13 protein-coding genes are annotated in these 24874 nt (G+C 72.4%); 7 read left to right on the plus strand and 6 right to left on the minus strand.

Annotated elements, in window-relative coordinates; translation table 11 throughout:
- Positions 1 to 115: 115 nt before the first annotated feature.
- The 5 genes from ACFWPI_RS37405 to ACFWPI_RS37425 form a co-directional block, all read right to left on the minus strand.
- Positions 116 to 1069 carry a DMT family transporter gene (locus tag ACFWPI_RS37405; protein ID WP_380379087.1) on the minus strand — a complete coding sequence of 318 codons (954 nt, stop codon included), beginning with the start codon at positions 1067 to 1069 and terminating at the stop codon, positions 116 to 118.
- Positions 1070 to 1716: 647 nt separating this feature from the next.
- Positions 1717 to 2214 carry an ATP-binding protein gene (locus ACFWPI_RS37410; RefSeq protein WP_244293363.1) on the minus strand — a complete coding sequence of 166 codons (498 nt, stop codon included), beginning with the start codon at positions 2212 to 2214 and terminating at the stop codon, positions 1717 to 1719.
- A 278-nt stretch (positions 2215 to 2492) separates the two neighbouring features.
- Positions 2493 to 3725, minus strand: coding sequence for an Ig-like domain-containing protein (locus ACFWPI_RS37415; RefSeq protein ID WP_380336677.1), 1233 nt, complete (start codon positions 3723 to 3725; stop codon positions 2493 to 2495).
- 288 nt (positions 3726 to 4013) lie between these two features.
- On the minus strand, positions 4014 to 5288 hold the full coding sequence (locus ACFWPI_RS37420) for an Ig-like domain-containing protein (RefSeq protein ID WP_380379089.1): 1275 nt from the start codon (positions 5286 to 5288) through the stop codon (positions 4014 to 4016).
- 174 nt (positions 5289 to 5462) lie between these two features.
- Positions 5463 to 6773, minus strand: a complete 1311-nt coding sequence (locus ACFWPI_RS37425) for an Ig-like domain-containing protein (RefSeq protein WP_380379090.1) — start codon at positions 6771 to 6773, stop codon at positions 5463 to 5465.
- 313 nt (positions 6774 to 7086) lie between these two features.
- Here ACFWPI_RS37425 and glgX point away from each other — a divergent pair, with 313 nt between their 5' ends.
- The 3 genes from glgX (at position 7087) to ACFWPI_RS37440 (ending at position 13136) form a co-directional block, all read left to right on the plus strand.
- Positions 7087 to 9294 carry a glycogen debranching protein GlgX gene (gene glgX / locus ACFWPI_RS37430; RefSeq protein ID WP_063347757.1) on the plus strand — a complete coding sequence of 736 codons (2208 nt, stop codon included), beginning with the start codon at positions 7087 to 7089 and terminating at the stop codon, positions 9292 to 9294.
- 168 nt (positions 9295 to 9462) lie between these two features.
- A complete protein-coding gene (locus tag ACFWPI_RS37435; protein WP_063347758.1) occupies positions 9463 to 11283 on the plus strand; it encodes an ABC transporter ATP-binding protein in 1821 nt (606 codons plus the stop codon).
- Complete coding sequence (locus tag ACFWPI_RS37440) at positions 11280 to 13136, plus strand: ABC transporter ATP-binding protein (protein ID WP_380379093.1); 1857 nt, start codon at positions 11280 to 11282, stop codon at positions 13134 to 13136. Before ACFWPI_RS37435 ends, ACFWPI_RS37440 begins: the two co-directional genes overlap by 4 nt.
- A 25-nt stretch (positions 13137 to 13161) precedes the next feature.
- On the opposite strand, the gene glgP is transcribed toward ACFWPI_RS37440, so the two are convergent.
- A complete protein-coding gene (gene glgP, locus ACFWPI_RS37445) occupies positions 13162 to 15843 on the minus strand; it encodes an alpha-glucan family phosphorylase (RefSeq protein WP_063351130.1) in 2682 nt (893 codons plus the stop codon).
- A gap of 1008 nt (positions 15844 to 16851) precedes the next feature.
- Here glgP and ACFWPI_RS37450 point away from each other — a divergent pair.
- The 4 genes from ACFWPI_RS37450 to glgB all read left to right on the plus strand — a co-directional run bounded on the left by ACFWPI_RS37450 (position 16852) and on the right by glgB (position 24740).
- Complete coding sequence (locus ACFWPI_RS37450; protein ID WP_063351131.1) at positions 16852 to 18807, plus strand: alpha-1,4-glucan--maltose-1-phosphate maltosyltransferase; 1956 nt, start codon at positions 16852 to 16854, stop codon at positions 18805 to 18807.
- Positions 18804 to 20528, plus strand: coding sequence for a maltose alpha-D-glucosyltransferase (gene treS, locus ACFWPI_RS37455; protein ID WP_063347760.1), 1725 nt, complete (start codon positions 18804 to 18806; stop codon positions 20526 to 20528). Before ACFWPI_RS37450 ends, treS begins: the two co-directional genes overlap by 4 nt.
- Positions 20529 to 20769: 241 nt before the next feature.
- The gene (locus ACFWPI_RS37460; RefSeq protein WP_380336691.1) at positions 20770 to 22260 is read left to right on the plus strand and encodes a phosphotransferase; all 1491 of its coding nucleotides are present in this window, start codon (positions 20770 to 20772) and stop codon (positions 22258 to 22260) included.
- A 113-nt stretch (positions 22261 to 22373) separates the two neighbouring features.
- Positions 22374 to 24740 carry a 1,4-alpha-glucan branching enzyme gene (gene glgB / locus ACFWPI_RS37465; RefSeq protein WP_380379095.1) on the plus strand — a complete coding sequence of 789 codons (2367 nt, stop codon included), beginning with the start codon at positions 22374 to 22376 and terminating at the stop codon, positions 24738 to 24740.
- Positions 24741 to 24874: the final 134 nt, after the last annotated feature.

A 24874-nucleotide genomic window follows, 5' to 3' on the forward strand; every position in this document is an offset into this window, starting at 1 on the left:
CTTCCGCGGCCCCTGAGCCGTCCGGTCCTTGCGGATCTTGAAGTCCATCGCATCCCCTGAACTGGGGTGTTGCGACAACCACTAGAACCTAAGCCTGCGCGCGGGGCCGCCCGGGTCAGCGACGGCGGGTGCCCACGGGCACGGTGAGGACGGCGAGGCCCGCGGCCAGGATGGCGAGGCCGCACCAGGAGACGGCGGGGAGGCGTTCGCCGAGGACGGCGACGCCGAGGAGGGCGGCGACGGCTGGTTCGGCGAGGGTGAGGGTGGTGGCGGTCTGGGCGGAGGTGCGGCGCAGGCCGCGGCCGAAGAGGCGGTAGGCGAGGAAGGTGGTGATCACGGCGAGGTGGAGCACCACCGCCGCACCGCGCGGCGAGGCGAGCCACCGCAGGTCGCCGAGGAACAGCACCGGCAGGACGAGCAGCGCGGCCGCGCCGAACATCGCCCCCATCACCCCGGCGGACGGGTGCCCGCGCGAGATGAGCTTCCCGCCGATGAGCGAGTACACGGCGTACGAGAGGCCGGAGAGCGCGGCCAGCGCCACCCCCACGGTGTCCACCGCCGCGCCGCCGCCGGTGAGTTCGGGGCCCAGCACCAGGACGGCACAGCCGACGACCGCCGTCACCGTGGCGCAGGCCCACCGGCCGCTCGGCCGCCCCTGCCGGGTGAGCCAGCCGAGCAGGCCGGCGAAGACGGGGGCACTGCCCAGTGCGATCACGGTGGCCACCGCCACCCCGGCGCGGGTCACCGCCGGATAGAAGGTGACCGGGTAGCCGACCACCGCGACGGCGCCGACGGCGAGTTGCCACCGCTCCCGGCGGCCGCAGGCCCGGGGCAGCGCGCGGGCGCTGCGGGTGGAGAGGAAGAGGAGGAGGCCGCCGAGGACCAGCGCGGCGGCGCCGATGCCCGCCGAAGGGGCGCCGTCGGGTGCGAGGGAGCTGGCTGTCCCGGTGGTGCCCCACAGCAGTGCGGCGACCAGGATCGGGACCGGCCCGCCGAGCGGGCTGGTGCGGCGGGCGGCGGGGGTGGCGGTGGCCCGGGTGGGCGCGGGCGTGGAGGTGCGGTTCGGCACAGTCGTGAACTTCCGTCGTCGAAGACCGTCAGGGGAGCTGGTTTCGCAACGGGCACACACGGCAGCCTCCTGGCGGCCGGAGAGGGCCGCAGCAGGGAGCGCGGGGGTCAAGCCACCGGCGTGTGTGCCCGATCAGGCGCAGAGCGGTGGCAGCACGACGTGCCAGTACAGGTTCACGGGCCTGATGCTACCCGGCAGTTCCGGCGGGGTGGGGTTCACGGAGGAATTGGCGGCCGGGCGACGAAGCACCGGAGGCTCGACGGCGAGGATGGTGAATATTCACAGGCGACAGCGTGAACCTATGCAAAATCCAAAGGTGAACTAGGTTACAAACCTTTCAATCCAAGTCGCCTGGTTTGCCCACATGCTGAGATCCGTGCGATAGTCGAAGCAGCCCAACGGCGGGCGGCACAGCACGCCGGCCTGGGCATGGAGACTTCGGCTGGCCCGACCTGGCACGGCCGACGCCCATCGCGCGGCACGCACCCCCTTGGCCGGCGCGATGACTTGCAGGGGCCCCCATCCGCCGGACCACGGCGACTTCGGGGGCCCTGCGCGTTTTCCCGGGAACACCCGGAACACCCGGACGGCCGGACGGCCGCGAAAGACCCGGACGGCCACGAAAGACCCGGGAACACCCGGAAGGGTCAGTGCCGCTCGCGGACCTTCAGTTCGAACCAGACGCCCTTGCCGCGCGGCAGCAGGTCGGCACCCCAGCGGTCGGCCAGGTCGTCGATGACCCGCAGGCCCCGCCCCCGCTCGGTCACCGGCTTCGGCTCCGCGAGGATCATGCAGGGCAGCGCCCGGGAGGAGTCGCGGACCTCGACGCGGAGCCAGCCCGGCTTGCGGATCACCTGGAGCCCGATAGTGCGTCCGGCGGCATGCCGGACGGCGTTGGAGACCAGTTCACTGGTGAGTAACTCGCCAGCCTCCAGGTGCTGATGGAGGTCCCAGGACTCCAGGACCGACAGCACCAGTCGGCGGGCCACCGGGCCGGTCTCCGGCCGGGACGGCAGTCGTACCTCGTTCGGCACGGACTGATCGCTCAGCCTGCCGCAATACATCTCCTCCAGTTCCTCCGAGCTGAGCCGCTCCAGCGCCGCCAGCGCGCCCTGGACATCGATCCACGACGCCTCGGCGACCAATCCGGCCCCGGGAACTGATGACTGATCTGTTTCGCCCCAACCCGCCATGCGGTCCATCATTGCGGAACGCAAGCGGCCGCGTACGGACAATGAGCAAACGATCTCCTCCGAGTCGGCATATGCCGCGTGCAAGGAGACCCCGCGGAGAGTGCCAGGCGGGGGCCCGGAGGGGGCCCGGAAGGAGCCGGAAGAGGGTGGGGAGCAGGCAACCCGGGCCGCGTCCGCGTCAATCCCGGGTTGCCACGGAACCGCCCCGACCAGGGCGGCTACCGGTCGGCCTACCAGGCGCTCCAGGGCACGTTCCAGCCACTCAGGCCGTTCGCCGGGTCGAGGGTCTCCTTCTTGGTGGAGTTCTTCACGACCACCACGTCGCCGACGATCGAGCCGGCGTAGAACTTGCCCATCGAGGTGGATTCGCCGCCGCCCTCGACGTCCTTGAGGGCGACGCAGCCGTGGCTGACGTTGTCCTCGCCGATGAGCTTGCTCCAGTAATTGCCGTGCAGGTAGGTGCCGCTGTCGGTGAGCCGCATCGAGTGCGGCACCTGGAGGTCGTACGGGGAGCCGCTCATGCCGGGGAGGGTACTGGACTGCATCCGCACCACGCCCTCCTTGGACATGACGACCATCGTGCCGTTCCAGGTCGGGTGTTCGGGCGAGCCGGAGGTGATGTCGATGTCCGACGGTTTGCCGTCCAGTTCGACGGTCATCCTGTGCGCGGCGGCGTCAACCGTCGAAATCTGAGACCGCCCGATCGTGAAGGGCTCGTCCCGGTCGGTGCCGTACACCCCAGGGGCGATCTCGACGCTCTTGAGGCGGTAGTGCACCGTCACCTTGGTGCCGGACTTCCAGTACTGCTCGGGGCGGAAGTCCAGTCGGCGGTTGCCGAACCAGTGGCCCTTGACCACGGTGCCGTTGTCGGTCTCGAAGGTGATGCCCTTCGCGACGACGTCCTTGTTCTTGACGTCCTTGCTGAAGTTCACCGAAACGATCATGCCGACGCCGTACGTCGCGTCGTTGTCCACGTTGTCGGCGGCCTTGGCGAGGGCCGTCGGCGTCAGCGTGGTGAAGTTGCTGTCCGCGCTGGCGACCACGCCGTTGGCGTCCGCGGCCAGCGCGCTGACCTGGTAGGCGCTGCCCACGGCGAGGCCGGCCGACGGGGTCCAGCTGGAGCCGTCGGCGGCGATGGTGCCGGGCACCTCCGCGCCCGTCTTGTCGCTGACCTTGACGGTGGTGAGCTTGCCGCCGGTCGCGCCGACCTTGAGCGCGTCGGGCGCGACGTCCACCGTGCCGGGCTTGGGCTCGATGTTCACCACGGCCTGCGACACCTTCGGCGCCGCGCTGCTCGCCGCCGCGGCGCCCGGGGAGGCCGTCCCGGCGGCCGCGCCGGCCCCCAGGTCCGCCTTGGCCGCGCTCCCGCCCCCGCTACCGCCGCTCCCGCCGCCGCACGCGGCCGTCAGCGCCATCGCGCCGCCCACCAGACCGACGGCCACCACTCTGCGTATCGACCTCAACGTCGATCCCTCCCTCAGAAACCCCACGAACCGAACCCCACGAACCGCAACCCGCAACCCGCGAACCGAAGCCCGCGGGCCGAAACCCCACGACCCGAAACCCCGCACAACTCCCGTGCACACGACGGACCCGACCACTACACGCGCCGGCCCCCGGAAAGGTTGCGCCATTCGGGGCCCGGTGTGCTGCGAAAACGCGAACGGCCCGACCCCAACGGGTGAGGATCGGGCCGCTCTTCTGCACCGCGCCGACGAACCGGGACTATCCGGTCAATCAGCGGGCAGGATCTACCAGTTCGCCCAGGCGACGTTCCAGCCGCCCAGCCCGTTGGAGGGCGCGACGGTCTTCTCCTTGCTGTTCACGACCTTGACCACGTCGCCGACCATCGAGTCGTTGAAGAACTTGCCCGCGACGGAGGTGTCACTGCCGCCCTTCTCGTCCACCATCGCGACGCAGCCGTGGCTGGCGTTGGTCCTGCCGAACGGGTTGGTCGCGTTGGACCAGTAGTTGCCGTGCACGAAGGTGCCGGAGGTGGTCAGCCGCATCGCGTGCGGCACGTCCTGGATGTCGTACTCGCCGCCGAGGCCGACGGTCTGCGAGTTCATCCGGGTGACCTTCTCCTTGGACATGATCACCATGGTCCCGCTCCAGGACGGCGTCGCCTCCGCGCCCATGGTGACCGGCACGGTGGTGCTCTTGCCGCCCCGCTCGATCGTCATCTGGTGCGCCTTGGCGTCGGCGGTGGCGATCTGGGAGCGGCCGATGGTGAACGGCTCGTCCTTGTCCACGTCGCCGTAGATGCCCGGGGCGACCTCGACGCTCTTCAGCCGGTACTTGATGGTGACCTTGGTGTCCGGCTTCCAGTACTCGGCCGGGCGGAAGTCCAGCCGGTTGTCGCCGAACCAGTGGCCCTTCACCTCGGTGCCGTTGTTCGTCTCGAAGGTGATGCCCTTGAGGACGGCGTCCTTGTTCTTGACGGTCTTGCTGAAGTTCACCGAGACGATCATGCCGACGCCGTAGGTGGCGCCGTCGCTGATGTTGTCGTTGGTGGAGACCTTCTTGTCCGGCGTCAGCGTGGTGAACGTCGTGGTGGACGCGGCCACCAGGCCGTCGGCGTCCTTGGCCTGCGCGTTCACCTTGTACGCCATGCCGACGGTGAGCGCGGCGGCGGGCTTCCAGCCGATGCCGTCCGGGGTGATCGCCCCGTCGACCGGCTTGCCGTTCTTGTCGGTCACCTCGACCGTGGTGAGCTTGCCGTTCGAGACGGACACCTGCAACGCGTTGCTCGGTGCGACGTCCTGGGCGCCGTCCTTCGGCTCGACGGCCAGCACCGCGGCGGAGGTCTTCGGCTCGGCCGACGCGCCCGCCGGGGCCGCCGTCCCGCCCGCACCCGCCGTCGCCGCGGGCGCCGCGTTGTCACCCCCGCCGCCCGTTCCGCCCTTGTCGTCGCCGCAGGCTGCGGTGAGCAGCAGCACCCCGCCCATGACCAACGCCATCGCACCCCTGCGCCCGTAACGGCTGGTGGTACGTATCGCGGCGTCGGCCGTCTTCCCCGTCTTCACGGTTTCTCCCCTCCCGGTATCCACTCTCTTGACGCGTTGAGTGCCCCCATGAGTTGCACCGGGCGCCGATCTTTCGCGCCGGACCAGGGCGCGCCGGAGCAGGATAGCCGGGCCGTCCGAGCGGCTCCCGGGGGGAGGTGGGTGGATCGGGGGTGAATCGGCGGTGAAGATCGACTACTGCGCGACGGGGCTTGCGGAGGGACCGACGGCGGGACCGGCGGTCGGCCCACCGGCGGGACCGGCCGACGGCCCGGCAACCGGCCCGAGGGCGCTGCCCGCCACCCACTGCTCCCACGGCACGTTCCAGCCGTTGAGGCCGTTCTGCGGCGGCACGAAGTCCCCCGCGGAGGCCTTCACCTCCAGCACGTCCCCCGGGATGGTGTGCTCGAACAGCCAGCCCGCCGGGGAGTCCTTGCTCGCACCGCCCTTGGCGTCGGCCAGGCCGATGCAGCCGTGGCTGGTGTTGGCCGCGCCGAACACCCCGGGGTCCGCCCAGTAGTTGCCGTGCACGAAGGTGCCGGAGTTGGTCAGCCGCATCGCGTGCGGCACGTCCTTGATGTCGTACTCGTCGCCCATCCCGACGGTCTGCGAGTTCATCCGGGTCACCTTGTACTTCTCCGACACCACCATGACGCCCCGGTAGGTGGAGTGGTCACGGCTGCCGCCGGACACCTTGAGCACCCGCACCACCTTGCCGCCCTGCCCGGCCCGGACGGTCAGGGTGTGCGCGTCCAGGTCGACGGTGGAGACCTGGGCCCGGCCGACGGTGAAGTGCAGGTCCTTGGCCTGGGTGCCGAACTCGCCCGGCGCGCCCTGCACGTCCTTCAGCCGCAGCGCCACCGTCACCTTGGTGCCGGCCGCCCAGTACTGCTGCGGGCGGACGTCCAGCCGCTGGTTGCCGAACCAGTGCGCGGCCACCGGGACGGGCGGGTCGGCGCTCACCTGGACGGCCTTCTCCACCGCCGCCCGGTCGGTGATCGGCCGGCTGAAGCGCAGCGACACCGGCATGCCGACGCCGACGGTGGAGCCGTCCTCCGGGGTGAAGAAGGCGACGAAGGTGTGCGCCCGGGCCATCGTGGAGAACGCCGAGTGCTGGGCCGCCCGTTGGCCCTGGTCGTCCTCGGCGACGGCGTCCAGGGTGTACGCGGTGCCCAGCGGCAGCGGGCCGTCGGGTGTCCAGGCGGCGCCGTCCGGGGCGATCGTGCCGGGGACCTCGGTGCCCTTGGCGTCGGCCAGCCGGACGGTGACCAGCCGGCCCTGCGCCGCCGTCACCCGGACCGGGCCCTCCGGCAGCACGTCCTGGGCGCCGTCGGCGGGCAGCGCCGTGACGACCGCCCGGGACGGCGGCGGGGGCGGGGTGTGCGCCCCGGGCCCGGCGGCGTCCTGCGCGGGGGCCGCCGGGGGGCCGCCGCACCCCGTCAGGACGGCGAGGCCCCAGGCCACCGCCGCCGCCCGCCGCGCCCACACCCGTCCTCGGCGCCGCATTCCGGGGCCTCCCACTGTCCACGTCCGGTACCGGGAAGATCCGGTACCGGGAGCCTCCGCTACCGGGGACGCCCGACGCCGGGAACTCCCGATGTCAGGAACTCCCGGTGCCAGGAACGTCCGGTAGCGGGAACGCCCGATACCGGGAACAACGAGGGCAATCGCGGCGGGGACACGCGCAGCCGCGCGAAATCCCCCCATCCATCGGCCGCCATCCGCCGGTAAGCCCCCGTTCAGCCGCTTCCGATCTGCGCAATCCGGGAAAGAGGAAGTGAACGGGGTCCGGGACACCCCGTCCAGGGAGGGTGCGGCCATGGCGTCAGGGCAGGAGCTGGAAGCCGGAGTGCGGCCGCCCGGCGGGGACACCGCCGAGCCACCGTGGCCCGGCAGCTGGCAGCCGCTCGGCGCCCGCTTCCGGACCGACCAACAGGGCCGCCAGGGCACCAACTTCGCGCTCTGGGCGGCCGGCGCCGAGGCGGTCGACCTCTGCCTGTTCGACGAGGACGGCCGGGAGGGCCGGCACCGCCTCACCGAGCAGGACTTCCAGACCTGGCACGGCTTCCTGCCCGGCGTCCGCCCCGGCACCCGGTACGGCTTCCGCGTGCACGGCCGGTGGGACCCGTGGACCGGCGCCCGCTGGAACCCGGCGAAGCTGCTGCTCGACCCGTACGCCCGTGCCGTGGACGGCTGTTACACCAGCCACGACGCGGTCTGCGCGGCCGTCCGCAACTGGCCGGAGGCGGACGTCGCCGACACCGTCCGGGACAACCGCGACTCGGCCCGCTACGTGCCCAGATCCGTGGTCGTCCACGATGACGACGACTGGTACGACGACCACCGCCCGAAGACCCCGTGGGCCGAGACGGTGCTCTACGAACTGCACGTGCGCGGCTTCACCATGCGCCACCCCGACATCCCGCCGGAGCTCCGCGGCACCTACGCGGGCCTGGCCCACCCGGCCGCCGTCGCCCACCTGACCCGCCTCGGCGTGACCGCCGTCGAACTGCTGCCGGTGCACCAGTACGCCAGCGAGGACCACCTCCAGTCGCGCGGCCTGGTCAACTACTGGGGCTACAACACGATCGGCTACTTCGCCCCGCACGCCGGCTACTCGGCGGCCGGCTCGCGCGGCGGCCAGGTCGGCGAGTTCAAGCGGATGGTCCGCGCCCTGCACGCCGCCGGGATCGAGGTGATCCTCGACGTGGTTTTCAACCACACCGCGGAGGGCGCCGAACTCGGCCCGATGCTCTCGCTGCGCGGCATCGACAACACCGCCTACTACCGCCCGGCCCCGCACCGCCCGCGCGGCTACGCCGACTTCACCGGCTGCGGCAACACCCTGGACACCCGCCGCCCGCAGGTGGTCCGGCTGGTCACCGACTCGCTGCGGTACTGGGTCACCGAGATGGGCGTGGACGGCTTCCGCTTCGACCTCGCCGCCGCCCTCGCCCGCGGCACCGACGGGGTGGACATGGACCACCCCTTCCTCGCCGCCGTCTCCCAGGATCCGCTGCTCAGCCGGGTGAAGCTGATCGCCGAGCCCTGGGACGTCGGCCCGGGCGGCTACCAGGTCGGCGGCTTCCCGCCGCTGTGGGCCGAGTGGAACGACAAGTACCGGGACACCGTGCGGGACTTCTGGCGCGGCGCCCGCCCGGACGTGCGCGAGCTGGGCTACCGGCTGTCCGGCTCCTCCGACCTCTACCAGCGCGGCGGCCGCCGCCCGTACGCCTCCGTCAACTACGTGACCGCGCACGACGGTTTCACGCTGCGCGACCTGGTCAGCTACGACCGCAAGCACAACGAGGCCAACGGCGAGGCCAACCGGGACGGCACCGACGACAACCGGTCCTGGAACCACGGCGTCGAGGGCGAGACCACCGACCCGGAGGTCAACGCCCTGCGGCTGCGCCAACTGCGCAACCTGCTGGCCACGCTGCTGCTCTCCACCGGCGTCCCGATGCTCACCGCCGGGGACGAGCTGGGCCGCACCCAGGGCGGCAACAACAACGCCTACTGCCAGGACAACGAACTCGGCTGGCTGGACTGGTCGCTCCTGGCGGATCCCCGCTGGCGCGGGCTGTGCGAGCTGACCGCCCGGCTGATCCGGCTGCGCCGGGCCCACCCGGTGCTGCGGCAGCGGGCGTTCTTCTCCGGCCGGGCCGCCGCCCCGGGCGGCCAGCCGGACCTCGCCTGGTTCACGCCGCTGGGCAAGGAGATGACCGAGGCCGACTGGTTCGCCCCGACCGCCTGCCTGGGCATGCTGCTGTCCGGCACCGCGATGTCCGAACGGGACGAGGCCGGGCGGCCGACGCTGGACGACAGCTTCCTGCTGCTGCTCAACGCCGGCCACGAACCGGTGCTGTTCACCCTCCCCGGCGAGCCCTGGGCCGCACCGGAGGAGGCGTACGAGACGGTGGTCGACACCGCCGTCGAGGGCGGCGGCGAGCCCTGTCCGCAGGGCGCGACGCTGCTGGCCGGGCGCTCGCTGCGGCTGCTGCGCGCGCCCGCCGCCACGACCTGAGCGGTGTCGGCCGCACGTGCGGCGCACTCCGGCCCCTGCGGCCGGCCCCACGCGCCCCGCTTTTCACCCGCGCCCCACCCGTACAGGTGGCCGGTTCTCGCCGAAGCGTTCTGTCAGGGGTGAAAAACCTGATGAGAAATGACGCGACCTCGTCCTACCCTCACGACGATGGCCGAGAACCGACAAGACGACGACACCGCGACCGGGCACCGCTCCACGGTCCGCTCCCTCCTGCGCCTGTGGCCCTACGCCCGAGCCGTCCGCCGCCGGTTGGCCACCTCGGTGGCCGCCGCCCTGGTCGCCATGCTGAGCGTCCTCGGCGTCCCGCTGGTCCTCGGCCGGATCGTCGACGGCCCGCTCGCCGAACACGACCTGAGCGGGCTCTGGCCGCTGATCGGCCTGCTGCTGGTCCTCGGACTGGTCGAGGCCGCGCTGTTCTACACCCGCCGGGTGGTCCTGGCCCGCCCGCTGGCCGGGCTGGAGACGGCCATGCGCGGCGACCTCTTCGCCAAGCTCCAGCGGCTGCCGATCTCCTTCCACGAGCGCTGGGGATCCGGCCAGCTGCTCTCCCGGGCCACCGCCGACATGTACACCATGCGGCTGTTTCTGGCCTTCCCGCTGGTCTTCCTGATCGTCAACTCGGTGATGTTCCTCGCCGGCACGGCGGTGATGTTCACCCAGGACTGGCGGCTCGCCCTGATCATCCTGCTGCCCGCCGTCCCGCTGTTCGTACTCACCCGGCGGTTCGAGGCGGGCTACTCCGGCGCCTCCCGCCGCGCCCAGGACCAGAACGGCGACCTCGCCACCGTCATCGAGGAGTCCGTCCTCGGCATCCGCATCCTCAAGGCCTTCGGCCGCCACCGCTCGATGGCCGAGCGCTTCCGCGCCCAGGCCCACGACCTGCGCCGCACCGAACTGCGCAAGGCCGGGCTGCTCGCCAACCTCTGGGCGGTCATCGTCGGCCTGCCCGAGATCGCCCTCGGCTGCGCCCTCGCCGCCGGCGCCTACCTGGTCGCCCACGACGAGCTGAGCGCCGGCACCCTGGTCGCCTTCCTCTCCACCGCGCTGGCGCTGCGCTGGCCGGTCGAGTCCCTGGGCTGGCTGCTCGCCTACGCCAACGAGGCCGCCACCGCCGCCGACCGCTTCTTCGAGGTGCTGGACGAGCCCGAGACCGCCGACCCGGGCACCGCCGACGGCCTGGGCGCCACCCCCGACGGCATCCGCTTCACCGGCGTCCGCTTCCGCTACCCCGACGCCCCCGACGACACCCCCGACCTGCTGGCCGGCATCGACCTGCACATCCGCAGCGGCGAGACGATGGCCCTGGTCGGCGCCACCGGCAGCGGCAAGACCACGCTCACCGCACTGCTCCCCCGCCTGTACGAGGCCACGGCCGGCACCATCACCCTGGACGGCCGGGACATCCGCGACCTCCCCCGGGAACGGCTGCGCGAGCTGGTCGCGGTCGCCTTCGAGGAGCCCACCCTGTTCTCCGCCACCGTCCGGGAGAACGTCCTGATGGGCGCCCCGGGCGCGGACGACCGGCAGCTGCGCGCCGCCCTGGCCACCGCCCAGGCCTCCTTCGTGGAGAAGCTCCCGGACGGCGTGGACACCGAGGTCGGCGAGCAGGGCCTGAGCCTGTCCGGCGGCCAGCGCCAGCGCCTCGCCCTGGCCCGTGCGGTGGTCGGCGACCCGGCCTTCCTGGTGCTGGACGACCCGCTCTCCGCCCTCGACGTGCACACCGAGGCCCTGGTCGAACGGGCGCTGCGCCAGGTCCTCGGTGCCACCACCGCCCTGGTGGTCGCCCACCGCCCGAGCACCGTGCTGCTCGCCGACCGGGTCGCGGTGCTCTCCGACGGCCGGATCGAGGCCGTCGGCACCCACCAGGACCTGCTGCGCGACTGCGCGCACTACCGCGAACTGATGTCGGGCGAGTCCGCCCCGATGCCCGAGGCCGCACTGGTCTCCGAGGGGGGCACCACCCGATGACCACCACCATCTCACCCGCCGGCCCCGCCGAACGGGAGACCGCCGAACCGGCCGAGGAACAGCTGCCGCCGCCCCCGGCCGACGAGGAGGACATCCCCGTCCCGCCCGGCGCCCCCCGGGCGCTGCTGCGCTCGCTGCTCGGCCCGCACCGGGCCCGGATCGGCGTCGCGATGCTGGTGATCCTCGTCCAGCAGGCGGCCCTGCAGTCCGGCCCGCTGCTGGTCGCCATCGCGATGGACCGCGGCATCCCGGCACTGCGCGAGAGCGACAGCGGCCCGCTGATCGCGGTGGTCTGCGCCTACCTGGGCTGCGCGCTGCTCAGCCTGCTGCTGCAGTGGGCGTTCATCAAGATCAGCGCCCGGGTCAACCAGGACATCCTGCTGGAGCTGCGCGGCCGGATCTTCCGGCACGCCCAGCGGCTGAGCCTGGACTTCCACGAGCGCTACACCTCGGGCCGGATCATCTCCCGCGCCACCAGCGACGTGGACGCGCTGCGCGAGCTGCTCTCCGAGGGCCTCCAGGAGCTGCTGACCGTCCTCCTGTCGGTCTGCTACATCTCGGTGCTGCTGCTGGTGCTGGACTGGCGGCTCGGCCTGGTCTCGCTGGCGTCGATCCTGCCGCTGGCGCTGATCGCCCGCTCCTTCCGCAGCCGCTCGCGCCGGGTCTACCGCCGCTCCCGCACCTCGGCCGCCTCGCTGATCGTCCGTTTCACCGAGACCATGAACGGCATCCGCCCGGTGCAGGCCTTCCGCCGGGAGAAGGCCAACGACGAGGCCTTCGGCCTGGTCAACCGGCAGTCCGCCACCGCGACGGCGGACGGCCTGCTGGAGATCGCCCGCTACGTCGGCCTCTCCCGCGTCACCGCCAACCTGTGGACCACCGGCGTGGTGCTGCTCGGCGCCTACCTGGTCGCCGACGGCACGGTCGAACTGGGCGTGCTCACCGCCTTCGTGCTCTACCTGCGCCGGCTCTACGACCCGATCGACCAGCTGGCGATGTTCCTGAACAGCTACCAGTCGGCCGCCGCCGCGCTGGAGAAGATCGCCGGCCTGCTCGCCCACGAGCCGACCGTCGCCGAGCCGGCCGCGCCCGCCGAACTGCCGCAGGCCGTCGGCAAGGGGCGCGAGGTCCGCTTCGAGGAGACCCGTTTCGCCTACCGCACCGGCAAGCAGGTGCTGCCGCCGTTCGACCTGGTGATCCCGGCCGGGCAGACGGTGGCGGTGGTCGGCGCGACCGGCGCCGGCAAGTCGACGGTCGCCAAGCTGCTGGCCCGCTTCTACGACCCGACCGACGGCCGGATCCGGCTGGACGGCGTGGACCTGCGCGACCTCGCCACCCCCGAGCTGCGGCGCGGCGTGGTGATGGTGACCCAGGAGTCCTTCCTGTTCTCCGGCACCGTCGCCGAGAACATCGCGATCGGCCGCCCCGGCGCCGGCCGCGAGGAGGTCGAGCAGGCCGCCCGGGACATCGGCGCGTACGAGTTCATCGCCGCGCTCCCGGACGGCTTCGACACCGACGTGCGCAAGCGCGGCGGCCGGATCTCCGCCGGGCAGCGCCAGCTGGTCGCCTTCGCCCGCGCCCTGCTCGCCGACCCGGCGGTGCTGATCCTCGACGAGGCGACCAGCTCGCTGGACGTCCCCGGCGAGCAGGCCGTCCAGCGGGCCATGCGCACGGTGCTGGCCGGCCGGACGGCGGTGATCATCGCGCACCGGCTCTCCACCGTGGAGATCGCCGACCGCGTCCTGGTGATGGACCAGGGCCGGATCGTCGAGGACGGCTCCCCGCAGGAGCTGATCGACGGATCCGGCCGCTTCGCCGCACTCCACCAGGCCTGGCGGGACAGCCTGGTCTAGGGTCGCCGTCCCCCGCGGCAGGGCCTCACCGCAGCACCCCCGCGTCCATCCCCGACGACTCGGCGGGCAGGGCCACCAGCCCCAGCTCCGCCGGGGAGGCCAGCCGGGGGTGGGCCGGCAGCACCCGGACGGTGTAGCCGAACGGGCCGGTCCGGCCCAGCTCCAGCGAACCCTCGTAGCGGGTCCGGCCGTCCAGGTCGGACCCGCCGACCGGCTTGAGGGCGAGCACGCAGCCGTCCGAGATGCCGTCCGTCTCGTCCACCCGGCCGGACACCGCCTGCACCTCGACGTCGCCCGGCTCCAGCGCCCCGAGCGCGACCTGCACCCGCAGCGCCAGCGAGCTGCCCAGTTCCTGCGCCTCGTCCGGACAGTCCGCCTCGACGTGCTCGACCCGGACGGCCGGCCAGGCCTCCCGGACCTTCGCCTTCCAGGCCGCCAGCTCCAGGGCGCCGTGGTGCTCCGCCGCCGCCAGCTCCCGCTGGGCCAGCGCCGCCGGGGTGTACAGCCGTTCGACGTACTCGCGGACCATCCGCCCGGCCAGCACCTTGGGGCCGAGGGTGACGAGGGTGTGCCGGACCATGGCGATCCAGCGGTGCGGCAGCCCGTCCGTGCCCCGGTCGTAGAACCGGCCGGCGACCTGGTCCTCGATCAGGTCGTACAGCGCGGCGGCCTCGATGTCGTCGCGGCGCTCGGCCTCGCTGCTCTCCGGGTCGAGCACGCCGCCGGTCTCGTCGGCGGTGGGGATCGCCCAGCCGTTCTGGCCGTCGTACCACTCGTCCCACCAGCCGTCCAGGACGGACAGGTTGAGGCAGCCGTTGAGCGCGGCCTTCATCCCGGAGGTGCCGCAGGCCTCCAGCGGGCGCAGCGGGTTGTTCAGCCAGACGTCGCAGCCCGGGTAGAGGTGCCGGGCCATCGCCATGTCGTAGTCCGGCAGGAAGACGATCCGGTGCCGGACGGCCGGGTCGTCGGCGAAGGCGACCATCTGCTGGATCAGCCGCTTGCCGCCGTCGTCGGCCGGGTGGGCCTTGCCGGCGACCACGATCTGCACCGGCCGGACGGGGTGCAGCAGCAGGGCGCGCAGCCGGTCCGGGTCGCGCAGCATCAGCGTGAGCCGCTTGTACGAGGGCACCCGGCGGGCGAAGCCGATGGTGAGCACGTCGGGGTCGAGCACCGAGGAGACCCAGCCGAGTTCGGCCTCGCCGGCGCCGCGCTGGCGCCAGGAGTCGCGCAGCCGGCGGCGGGCCTCGTCGACCAGCTGGGCGCGCAGGCTGCGGCGCAGGTCCCAGATCTCGGTGTTGCCGATCCGCTCCAGGCCGGTCCAGCGCTTGGCGTCGCCGGTGGTCATGGCGTCCTCGGCGCGGTCGGCGCCGATCTCGGCGGCGCCGAGCCGCACGACCGCCGGGTCGATCCAGGTGGCGGCGTGGACGCCGTTGGTGACGGAGGTGATCGGCACCTCGGTGGCGTCGAAGCCGGGCCAGAGCCCGTTGAACATGGAGCGGCTGACCTCGCCGTGCAGGGTGGAGACCCCGTTGGCGCGCTGGGCGAGCCGCAGGCCCATGGCGGCCATGTTGAAGAGCTTCGGGTCCCCGCCGGGCCAGGTCTCGGCGCCGAGCGCGAGCACCGGTTCGACCGGGACGCCCGGCAGGGCGGCGTCGCCGCTGAAGTGGCGGGCGACCAGCTCGCGGTCGAAGCGGTCGATGCCGGCCGGGACGGGCGTATGGGTGGTGAACAGGGTGCCGGCCCGGACGGACTCCAGGGCGGCGGCGAAGTCCAGGCCGACGCTGTCGGGGCCGGGTGAGCCGGTGGCGACCAGCTCGCGGATCCGTTCGACGCCGAGGAAGCCCGCGTGGCCCTCGTTGGTATGGAACACCTCGGGGGCGGGGTGCCCGGTGAGCCGGCAGTAGGCGCGGACGGCGCGGACGCCGCCGATGCCGAGCAGCATCTCCTGGAGCAGCCGGTGCTCGCTGCCGCCGCCGTAGAGCCGGTCGGTGACGTCGCGCTCGGCGGGCGAGTTGGCCTCGATGTCGGAGTCGAGGAGCAGCAGCGGGACCCGTCCGACCTGGGCCTTCCAGATGTGCGCGGCCAGGGTGCGGCCGCCTGGCAGGGCGAGGTCGACCCGGCCGGGGGTGCCGTCGTCCTCCCGGAGCAGGCTGACCGCGAGTTCGTCCGGGTCGAGCAGCGGGTAGCGCTCCTGCTGCCAGCCGTCCCGGTTGAGGGACTGCCGGAAGTAGCCGTGCCGGTAGAACAGGCCGACGCCGATGATCGGGACACCGAGGTCGCTGGCGGCCTTGAGGTGGTCGCCGGCCAGGATGCCGAGCCCGCCGGAGTACTGCGGCAGCGCGGCGGCGATGCCGTACTCGGGGGAGAAGTAGGCGATGGCGGCGGGCGGCGGGGTGGTGCCGGCCTCCTGCTGGGCCTGGTACCAGCGCGGGCCGCTGAGGTACTCGCGCAGGTCGTCGGCGAGGTCGCCGAGTCTGCGCAGGAACCGCCGGTCGGCGGCGAGGGCGGCGAGCCGGGCGGCCGGGACCTCCCCGAGCAGCCGCACCGGGTCCTCGCCGGTCGCGGCCCAGACCTCCGGGTCCACGGACCGGAAGAGGTCCCTGGTCTCGGGGTGCCAGGACCAGCGCAGGTTGAGGGCCAGCTCGTGCAGCGGCTGGAGTTGTTCGGGCAGGACGGTGCGGACGGTGAATCTGCGGATTGCCTTCACGGCGTGAAGCGTAGCCGCGATGTCCGTCATGACAGTGCGTCAAGTGGGCTATTGGGCATCCGTTCGGCCTATTGATGAGATCGCATTCGGCGCATTGGTCTGCACGGGGGGCGCGCGCGGCGCACATTTCCGGGGTCCTGCGCTACCAATGCATGAACACTGCGGAACAGGTCCATTTCCGATGGCTCATCCGCTCAGGACAAAGCCCGAAACTACTGTCGTACCGCTGCAAAAGTCTTGTCCCCGGTGCGAGGATGACTCAAGGTCGTTGATGCTGCGGGGAGTGCGGCGGCGGGTGGCGTCCGCCTTGAAGCAGCACGTCCGAATCCTTTTCGCGTTGATCGTTCCCCTTCTTCTTAGCCCATTCGGCGCTCACCTCGCACCGACGCGTGTCCTCGTACTCGGCCTGCTCGTTCACGGGTCGACCGGGTCGCCCAGGGGCGTGCCCCTGGAGGCGCGCGCCGGGACGCGCGCGGCTCCAGGGCCTCCCGTCGAGGGCTCGGCGGGCGCCGGGCAGGTTGCCGGGGACGGCGGCGCGGGCAGGCTTCCGGTCGCACGTCCTCCCCACCCAGCAGTCCTCCCGGTACTCCCCTGGCCCATCCCCGGCCCGCGGGAGCTGCCGCCGATCTCGGGCAGGAGTTTGACATGCACGGCGACACGCGGGACCAGTCCACACCGGTGGCCGACAGCCACGACGCAGCGGTCGCGGAATCCGCCGGACGGATGGATTCTGACACTCGGACGGATCCGGCGATGCCGGCGCCGCGGGCCGCCGGGGCGGTCCGCACCGAGCCGGCCGAAGCGGCCCGACAACCCGGGGCCGAGGAGGGCCGGACCGCGGCACCGCTCAGGCGCACCACCACCACGCGCCGCGCCGCCGCCACCGCGAAGGCCACCGCCGACGCCGCCGGGACCGCCGGGACCACCGCCGAGGGCACCTCCGGCGCCGCGCCGCGCAAGGCCTCCGCCCGCAAGCCCGCCGCCCGCAAGACGACAGAGAGCGACACCGTGATCGGCCGCATCCCCGTCCTGGACGTCAGCCCCCTCGTCGACTCCGGCCGCCGCCCGGCCAAGGCCGTCGTCGGCGAGACCTTCCTGGTCACCGCGACCGTGTTCCGCGAGGGCCACGACGCCGTCAACGCCAACGTGGTGCTGCGCGACCCGCGCGGCCGCGGCGGCCCGTGGACGCCGATGCGCGAGCTGGCCGAGGGCACCGACCGCTGGGGCGCGCACGTCACCCCGACCGCGTCCGGCCGCTGGTCGTACCTGGTCGAGGCGTGGAGCGACCCGGTCGCCACCTGGCGCCGGACCGCCGCCGTGAAGCTGCCGGCCGGGATCGACACCGCGCTGGTCCTGGAGGACGGCGCCCGGCTGCTGGAGCAGGCCGCGGTCGGCGTGCCGAAGAAGGAGGGCCGCGCGCACGTGCTGGCCGCCGCCGACGCGCTGCGCGACCCCGGCCTGCCGCCGCTGTCCCGGCTGGCCGCCGCACTCGCCCCCGAGGTGCTGGACCTGCTGGCCCGGTACCCGCTGCGCGAACTGCTCAGCGCCTCCCGCCCGCTGCCGCTCCAGGTGGACCGCGAGCGCGCGCTGTACGGCTCCTGGTACGAGTTCTTCCCCCGCTCGGAGGGCGCGGTGGTGGATCCGGGCGGCGTCGAGCCGCCGCGTTCGGGCACCCTGCGCACCGCCGCCGAGCGGCTGCCGGCCGTCGCCGCGATGGGCTTCGACGTGGTCTACCTGCCGCCGGTGCACCCGATCGGACGAGCCTTCCGCAAGGGGCCGGACAACGCCCTGACGGCCGGTCCGCACGACGTCGGCTCGCCCTGGGCGATCGGCTCCCCCGAGGGCGGCCACGACGCCGTCCACCCCGACCTCGGCACGATCGAGGACTTCGACCACTTCGTCGCCGAGGCCGAGGCCCTGCACCTGGAGGTGGCGCTGGACTTCGCCCTCCAGTGCTCCCCCGACCACCCGTGGGTGAACAAGCACCCGGAATGGTTCAGCCACCGCGGGGACGGCACCATCGCGTACGCCGAGAACCCACCGAAGAAGTACCAGGACATCTATCCGATCAACTTCGACCAGGACATGGAAGGAATCGTCAAGGAAACCATCCGGATCCTCCGGTTCTGGATGTCCCACGGCGTTCGGATCTTCCGGGTCGACAACCCGCACACCAAACCGGTGGCGTTCTGGGAGAAGGTGCTCGCCGACATCGCCCGCACCGACCCGGACGTCGTCTTCCTGGCGGAGGCCTTCACCCGGCCCGCGATGATGCACACCCTGGGGAAGATCGGTTTCCACCAGTCGTACACGTACTTCACCTGGCGCACCACCAAGCCGGAACTCACCGAGTACCTCACCGAACTCACCGGTGACGCCGCCGCCTACATGCGGCCCAACTTCTTCGCCAACACCCCGGACATCCTGCACGACTACCTCCAGCACGGCGGCCGCGCCGCGTTCGCGATCCGCGCCGTGCTCGCCGCCACCCTCGCCCCCAGCTACGGCGTCTACGCCGGCTTCGAGCTGTACGAGGACGAGCCGGCCCACCCCGGCTCCGAGGAGTACCTGCACTCGGAGAAGTACGAGCTGCGCCCCCGCGACTGGACCCGCACCGACTCCCTCGCCCCGCTGCTCACCGTGCTGAACCGGCTGCGCCGGCGCCACCCGGCCCTCCAGCAGCTGCGCAACCTGCGCTTCCACCCCACGGACAACGACCAGGTGCTCGCCTACTCCAAGACCGCGACCACCCCCGAGGGCCTCACCGACCAGGTCGTCACCGTGGTCAACCTCGACCCGCACCACGTCCAGGAGGCCACCGTCACCCTCGACGGCGACGGCCCGTACGCGGTGCACGACGAGCTCACCGGCGCCGTCTACACCTGGGGCCGGCACAACTACGTCCGGCTCGATCCCTCAGCCGAGCCGGCTCACCTCCTCACGGTTCGGAGGAACCCAGCGTGACTGTGAACGAGCCCGTCCCCGACACCTTCCCGGAGACCTCGAAGAAGAACCTGGACCCGGAGTGGTTCAAGCGTGCGGTCTTCTACGAGGTGCTGGTGCGGTCCTTCCAGGATAGCAACGGCGACGGGGTCGGGGACCTGAAGGGGCTCACCACCAAACTCGACTACCTGCAGTGGCTCGGGGTCGACTGCCTCTGGCTCCCGCCGTTCTTCGCCTCGCCGCTGCGCGACGGCGGGTACGACGTGGCCGACTACAAGTCGGTGCTGCCGGAGTTCGGCGACCTCGCCGACTTCATGGAGTTCGTCGACGCCGCGCACGCCCGCGGCATGCGCGTGATCATCGACTTCGTCATGAACCACACCAGCGACCAGCACCCGTGGTTCCAGGCCTCCCGGACGGACCCGGACGGCCCGTACGGCGACTTCTACATGTGGGCCGACGACGACAAGCAGTACCCGGACGCCCGGATCATCTTCGTCGACACCGAGACCTCCAACTGGACCTACGACCCGGTCCGCAAGCAGTACTTCTGGCACCGGTTCTTCTCCCACCAGCCGGACCTCAACTACGACAACCCCCGCGTCCAGCAGGAGATGATCGCCGGACTGCGGTTCTGGCTCGACCTCGGCATCGACGGCTTCCGGCTGGACGCGGTGCCGTACCTGTTCGCCCGCGAGGGCACCAACTGCGAGAACCTGCCGGAGACCCACGAGTTCCTCCAGCGGGTCCGCAAGGAGATCGACGCCGACTACCCCGACACCGTGCTGCTGGCCGAGGCCAACCAGTGGCCCGAAGACGTCGTCGACTACTTCGGCGACTTCACCGCGGGCGGCGACGAGTGCCACATGGCCTTCCACTTCCCGGTGATGCCCCGGATCTTCATGGCCGTGCGGCGGGAGTCCCGCTACCCGGTGTCGGAGATCCTCAGCAAGACCCCGCAGATCCCCGGCGGCTGCCAGTGGGGCATCTTCCTGCGCAACCACGACGAGCTGACCCTGGAGATGGTCACCGACGAGGAGCGCGACTACATGTACGCGGAGTACGCCAAGGACCCCCGGATGCGCGCCAACGTGGGCATCCGCCGCCGGCTCGCCCCGCTGCTGGAGAACGACCGCAACCAGATCGAGCTGTTCACCGCCCTGCTGTTCTCGCTGCCCGGCTCGCCGGTCCTCTACTACGGGGACGAGATCGGCATGGGCGACAACATCTGGCTGGGCGACCGGGACGGCGTGCGCACGCCGATGCAGTGGACCCCGGACCGCAACGCGGGTTTCTCCTCCGCCGACCCGGGCAGGCTCAGTCTGCCGCCCATCATGGACCCGGTGTACGGCTACCAGGTGACCAACGTCGAGGCGCAGCAGAGCAGTTCGAGCTCGCTGCTGCACTGGACGCGTCGCATGATCGAGATCCGCAAGCTCAATCCGGCGTTCGGCCTCGGCACGTACACCGAACTGCCCTCCAGCAACCCCGCCGTGCTGGCCTTCGTGCGCGAACACGAGGGGGACCTGGTCATGTGCGTGAACAACTTCTCGCGGTTCGCGCAGCCGACCGAGCTGGACCTGCGGCAGTACGGCGGACGGTACCCGGTCGAGCTGATCGGCGGGGTGCGCTTCCCCTCCATCGGCGAGTGGCCCTACCTGCTCACGCTGGCCGGCCACGGCTTCTACTGGTTCCAGCTCCGGCAGCCACCGCGGCTGAGCGGGACCAGGCGCTCGAAGTAACGATCCGCCACACCCTGCCACACAGCACCACCAGACCCTCCGGGGGCGCGAGTTGAACCCCTGCGCCCCCGGAGTTCTCTGCACCGCCGCGTACGGAGAACAGCCCAACGGCCACCCACACGAAGGCGTGACACCTGAGCCCCGCTCGCGTGCCGCCGCCGCCGCGCCGCCGAAATCCGGAAGACTGACGGACCCGGCCAGACCCGTCGGGCAGTCCGCCCGCTTCCGGGGAAAGGGAGTCATGTCCGAAACCTCCCGTTCTCAAGCCCATGTGCAGCAGGATGCCCCCGCCGACCCCGCCGCACCGGCGGGCGCGCGGAGCACCGGGGCCCGGAGAGCCGCCCTGGGGGTCAGCGAACTCGTCCAGGCCGCGCTGCCGCTGATCGCCGAGTGGCTCCCCACCCAGCGGTGGTACGCCGGAAAGGGACGGCCCATCACCGGCCTCACCCCGATGGTCGGAACCCCGCTCCAGGTCGGCGACCCCGCCCTGCTGCACCTGCTGCTGCGGGTCGAGCACGCCACCACGGTCGGCGCCCCGCACGGCGACATCTACCAACTCCTGCTCGGCATCCGCTCGGACGGGCACGCGGACATCGAGCCCAGCGCCGTGCTCGGCCGGCTCAGCCAGGGCCCGTACGACGGCGCGGCGCTCTACGACGCCGTCCACGACCCCGAACTCACCGGGCGGCTGCTGGAACACCTCGCCACCGGCGACCGGTTCGGCTCGCTGTCCTTCCGCCGCACCCCCGGCTCCGGGCTCCCCGCCAACCTCCCCGGCCGCGCCTCCACCGCCGAGCAGTCCAACAGCTCGGTCATCTACGGCACCTCGTACATCCTCAAGCTGTTCCGCCGCATCCACCCCGGCACCAACCCCGACCTCGAACTCTCCCTCGCCCTCTCCCGGGCCGGCTCCACCCGGATCCCCCGGGTCGCCGCCTGGTTCGAGAGCCGGCTGGAACGCGCCGAACCCGCCACCCTCGGGCTGCTCCAGCGCTACCTGCCGGACGCCGAGGACGGCTGGGAGCTCGCCCTCGACCAGGTCGGCCGGCTCAAGGGCGACCCCTCCCCCGGCAACTTCGCCATCGAGGCCCACCGGCTCGGCCGGGCCACCGCCGAAGTCCACCGGGTCCTGGCCCGCTCGATGCCGGTCGCCCGGCTCGACCGCGCCCAGACCAGCCGGCTCGCCACCACCATGGCCGACCGGCTGGACAGCGCCGTCGCCGCCGTCCCCGGCCTGCTGCGCTACCGGGCCGCACTGCGCACCGCCTTCCAGCAACTCGCCGACGCCCACCCCGACGGCCTGCCCGTCCAGCGCATCCACGGCGACCTGCACCTCGGACAGGCCATGCGCACCCCGCACGGCTGGGTGCTGCTGGACTTCGAGGGCGAACCCGCCAAATCCGTCAACGAACGCCGCGAACCGCAGCCCGCGCTGCGCGACGTCGCCGCGATGCTCCGCTCCTTCGACTACGCGGCCGCCCACCTGCTGGCCGGCGGCCCGGTCGACCCGGAACTCGCCCACCTCGCCGCCGCCTGGGCCCAGCGCAACCGCACCGCCTTCTGCGCCGGCTACACCGCCGGCGGCGGCGCCGACCCGGCGGCCTCACCGGAGCTGATGCGGGCCCTGGAGATCGACAAGGCGGTGTACGAGGTCGTGTACGAGGCCCGGCACCGGCCGAGCTGGCTGCCGATCCCGCTCGCCGCGATCAACCGGCTCGCCCTCACCGTCTGACCGCCCCGGCCCCGCCCGCACCCCCCTGCCCTGCCCGCATCCCCTGCCCCACCCGCACCCCCGGTTCCGCCGCCCTGGAGTTAGCCCACCCCCCGTCGCAGGAGGACCCAGCCGTGACGCCGCTCGACCCGCCCGGCCGCACCACCCGCCCCGTCCCGGCCACCTTCCTGGCCGGCCCGGACTCGCCCCGGCCCGAGCCCGTCCCGGCCGAGGAGTCCGCGCCGGCCGGCGATCCCGTGCCGGTCGCGGAGTCCGCACCGGTCACGGCTCCGCCCACGGCCTCGCTGCGCCTGCCCGAGGCGCCGCTGCCGCCGTCCGAGGTGGACCGGCTGGTCGGCGGGCAGCACCACGACCCGCACGCCCTGCTCGGCGCGCACCCGGTGCACGGCGGCACCGCGATCCGGGTGCTGCGCCCGTTCGCCGAGCGGGTGGTCGTCGAGACCACCCAGGGCCCGGCCGAACTCACCCATCAGCAGGGCGGGTTGTTCACCGGGCTGGTGGCCGGCGCCGACACCGTGGACTACCGGCTGCTGGTGACCTACCCCGGCGGCGAGCCGCTGGCCCAGCACGACGGCTACCGCACCCCGCCCACCCTCGGCGAACTCGACCTGCACCTGATCTCCGAAGGCCGGCACGAGCAGCTGTGGCAGGCCCTCGGCTCGCACGTGCGCACCGTCGACGGCGTCGCCGGCACCGCCTTCGCGGTCTGGGCGCCGAACGCCGTCGGCGTCCGGCTGATCGGCGACTTCAACCACTGGGACGGCACCGGGCACCCGATGCGCTCGCTCGGCTCGTCCGGCATCTGGGAGCTCTTCGTCCCGGGCCTCGCCGAGGGCGCCGCGTACAAGTACGAGATCCACACCCGGCAGGGCTGGGTGCTCGACAAGGCCGACCCGCTCGCCCGGGCCGCCCAGTGCCCGCCCGCCACCGCCTCGGTCGTCACCTCCTCCGACCACCGCTGGCAGGACGGCGAGTGGATGGCCCGCCGGGCCCGCGCCGCGCACCACCGGGCGCCGATGTCCGTCTACGAGCTGCACCTGGCCTCCTGGCGGCCCGACCTCACCAGCTACCGCGCCATCGCCGAGGAACTGCCGCGCTACCTCAAGGAGTTGAACTTCACCCACGTGGAGTTCATGCCGGTCATGGAGCACCCCTTCGGCGGCTCCTGGGGCTACCAGGTGTCCGGCTACTACGCCCCCACCGCCCGGCTCGGCAGCCCCGACGACTTCCGCCACCTGGTCGACACCCTGCACCGGCACGGCATCGGCGTGATCGTCGACTGGGTGCCCGCCCACTTCCCCAAGGACGCCTTCGCGCTCGCCCGCTTCGACGGCGAGCCGCTGTACGAGCCGGCCGACCCGCTGCGCGCCGAGCACCCCGACTGGGGAACCCTGGAGTTCGACTACGGCCGCACGGAGGTGCGCAACTTCCTCGTCGCCAACGCGGTCTACTGGTGCGAGGAGTTCCACATCGACGGCCTGCGGGTGGACGCCGTCGCCTCGATGCTCTACCTCGACTACTCCCGCGAGGGCGGCGCCTGGACGCCCAACCAGCACGGCGGCCGGGAGAACCCGGACGCGGCCGCGTTCCTGCAGGAGATGAACGCCACCGTCTACCGGCGCTGCCCCGGCGTGGTCACCATCGCCGAGGAGTCCACCGCCTGGGACGGCGTCACCCGCCCCACCGACGCCGGCGGCCTCGGCTTCGGGCTCAAGTGGAACATGGGCTGGATGCACGACTCGCTGGTCTACATGTCCAAGGAGCCGGTGCACCGCAAGTTCCACCACAACGAGATCACCTTCTCGATGGTGTACGCCTACTCGGAGAACTACGTCCTGCCGATCTCGCACGACGAGGTGGTGCACGGCAAGCAGGCGCTGGTCTCCAAGATGCCCGGCGACTGGTGGCAGCAGCGCGCCAACCACCGCGCCTACCTGGGCTTCATGTGGTCCCACCCGGGCAAGCAACTGCTCTTCATGGGACAGGAGTTCGCCCAGGGCGCGGAATGGGACCACGAGCAGGGCCCGCAGTGGTGGGTGCTCGACGAGCAGTGGCCCGCCCACCAGGACCACCACGGCGTCCGCCGGCTGGTCCGCGACCTCAACCGGCACTACCTGGACACCCCCGCCCTCTGGGAACGGGACACCACCCCGGACGGCTTCCGCTGGCTCGACGGCGGCGCCGCCGAGGACAACCTGCTCTCCTTCGTCCGGTACGCGGCCGACGGCTCGCCGCTGGTCGCGGTCTGCAACTTCTCCCCCGTCGTCCGGCACGGCCACCGGGTCGGCCTGCCCGACCTGGACGGCCGCGACCAGCTGTGGGAGGAACTGCTCAACACCGACGCCGAGGCCTACGGCGGCGGCGGCATCGGCAACTCCCACCCGGTCAAGGCCGAACCGACCCCCTGGCACGACCAGCCCCGCTCCGCCGAACTGGTCCTCCCCCCGCTCGCCACCCTCTGGCTCCGCCCGGCCCGCTGAGGGCCTGAGTGTCTGAGTGTCTGAGGGCCTGAGCGTCTGAGAGGGTGTTCGATAGGGGATTCCCCCCAACTGTCCGGCTTTGGCTCTTGCGGCATGGACTCGGTTCCAGGATCTCGTAGCGGCAGGGCCCGTGT

This window comes from Kitasatospora sp. NPDC058492, from assembly GCF_042720685.1.
GTDB lineage: Bacteria > Actinomycetota > Actinomycetes > Streptomycetales > Streptomycetaceae > Kitasatospora.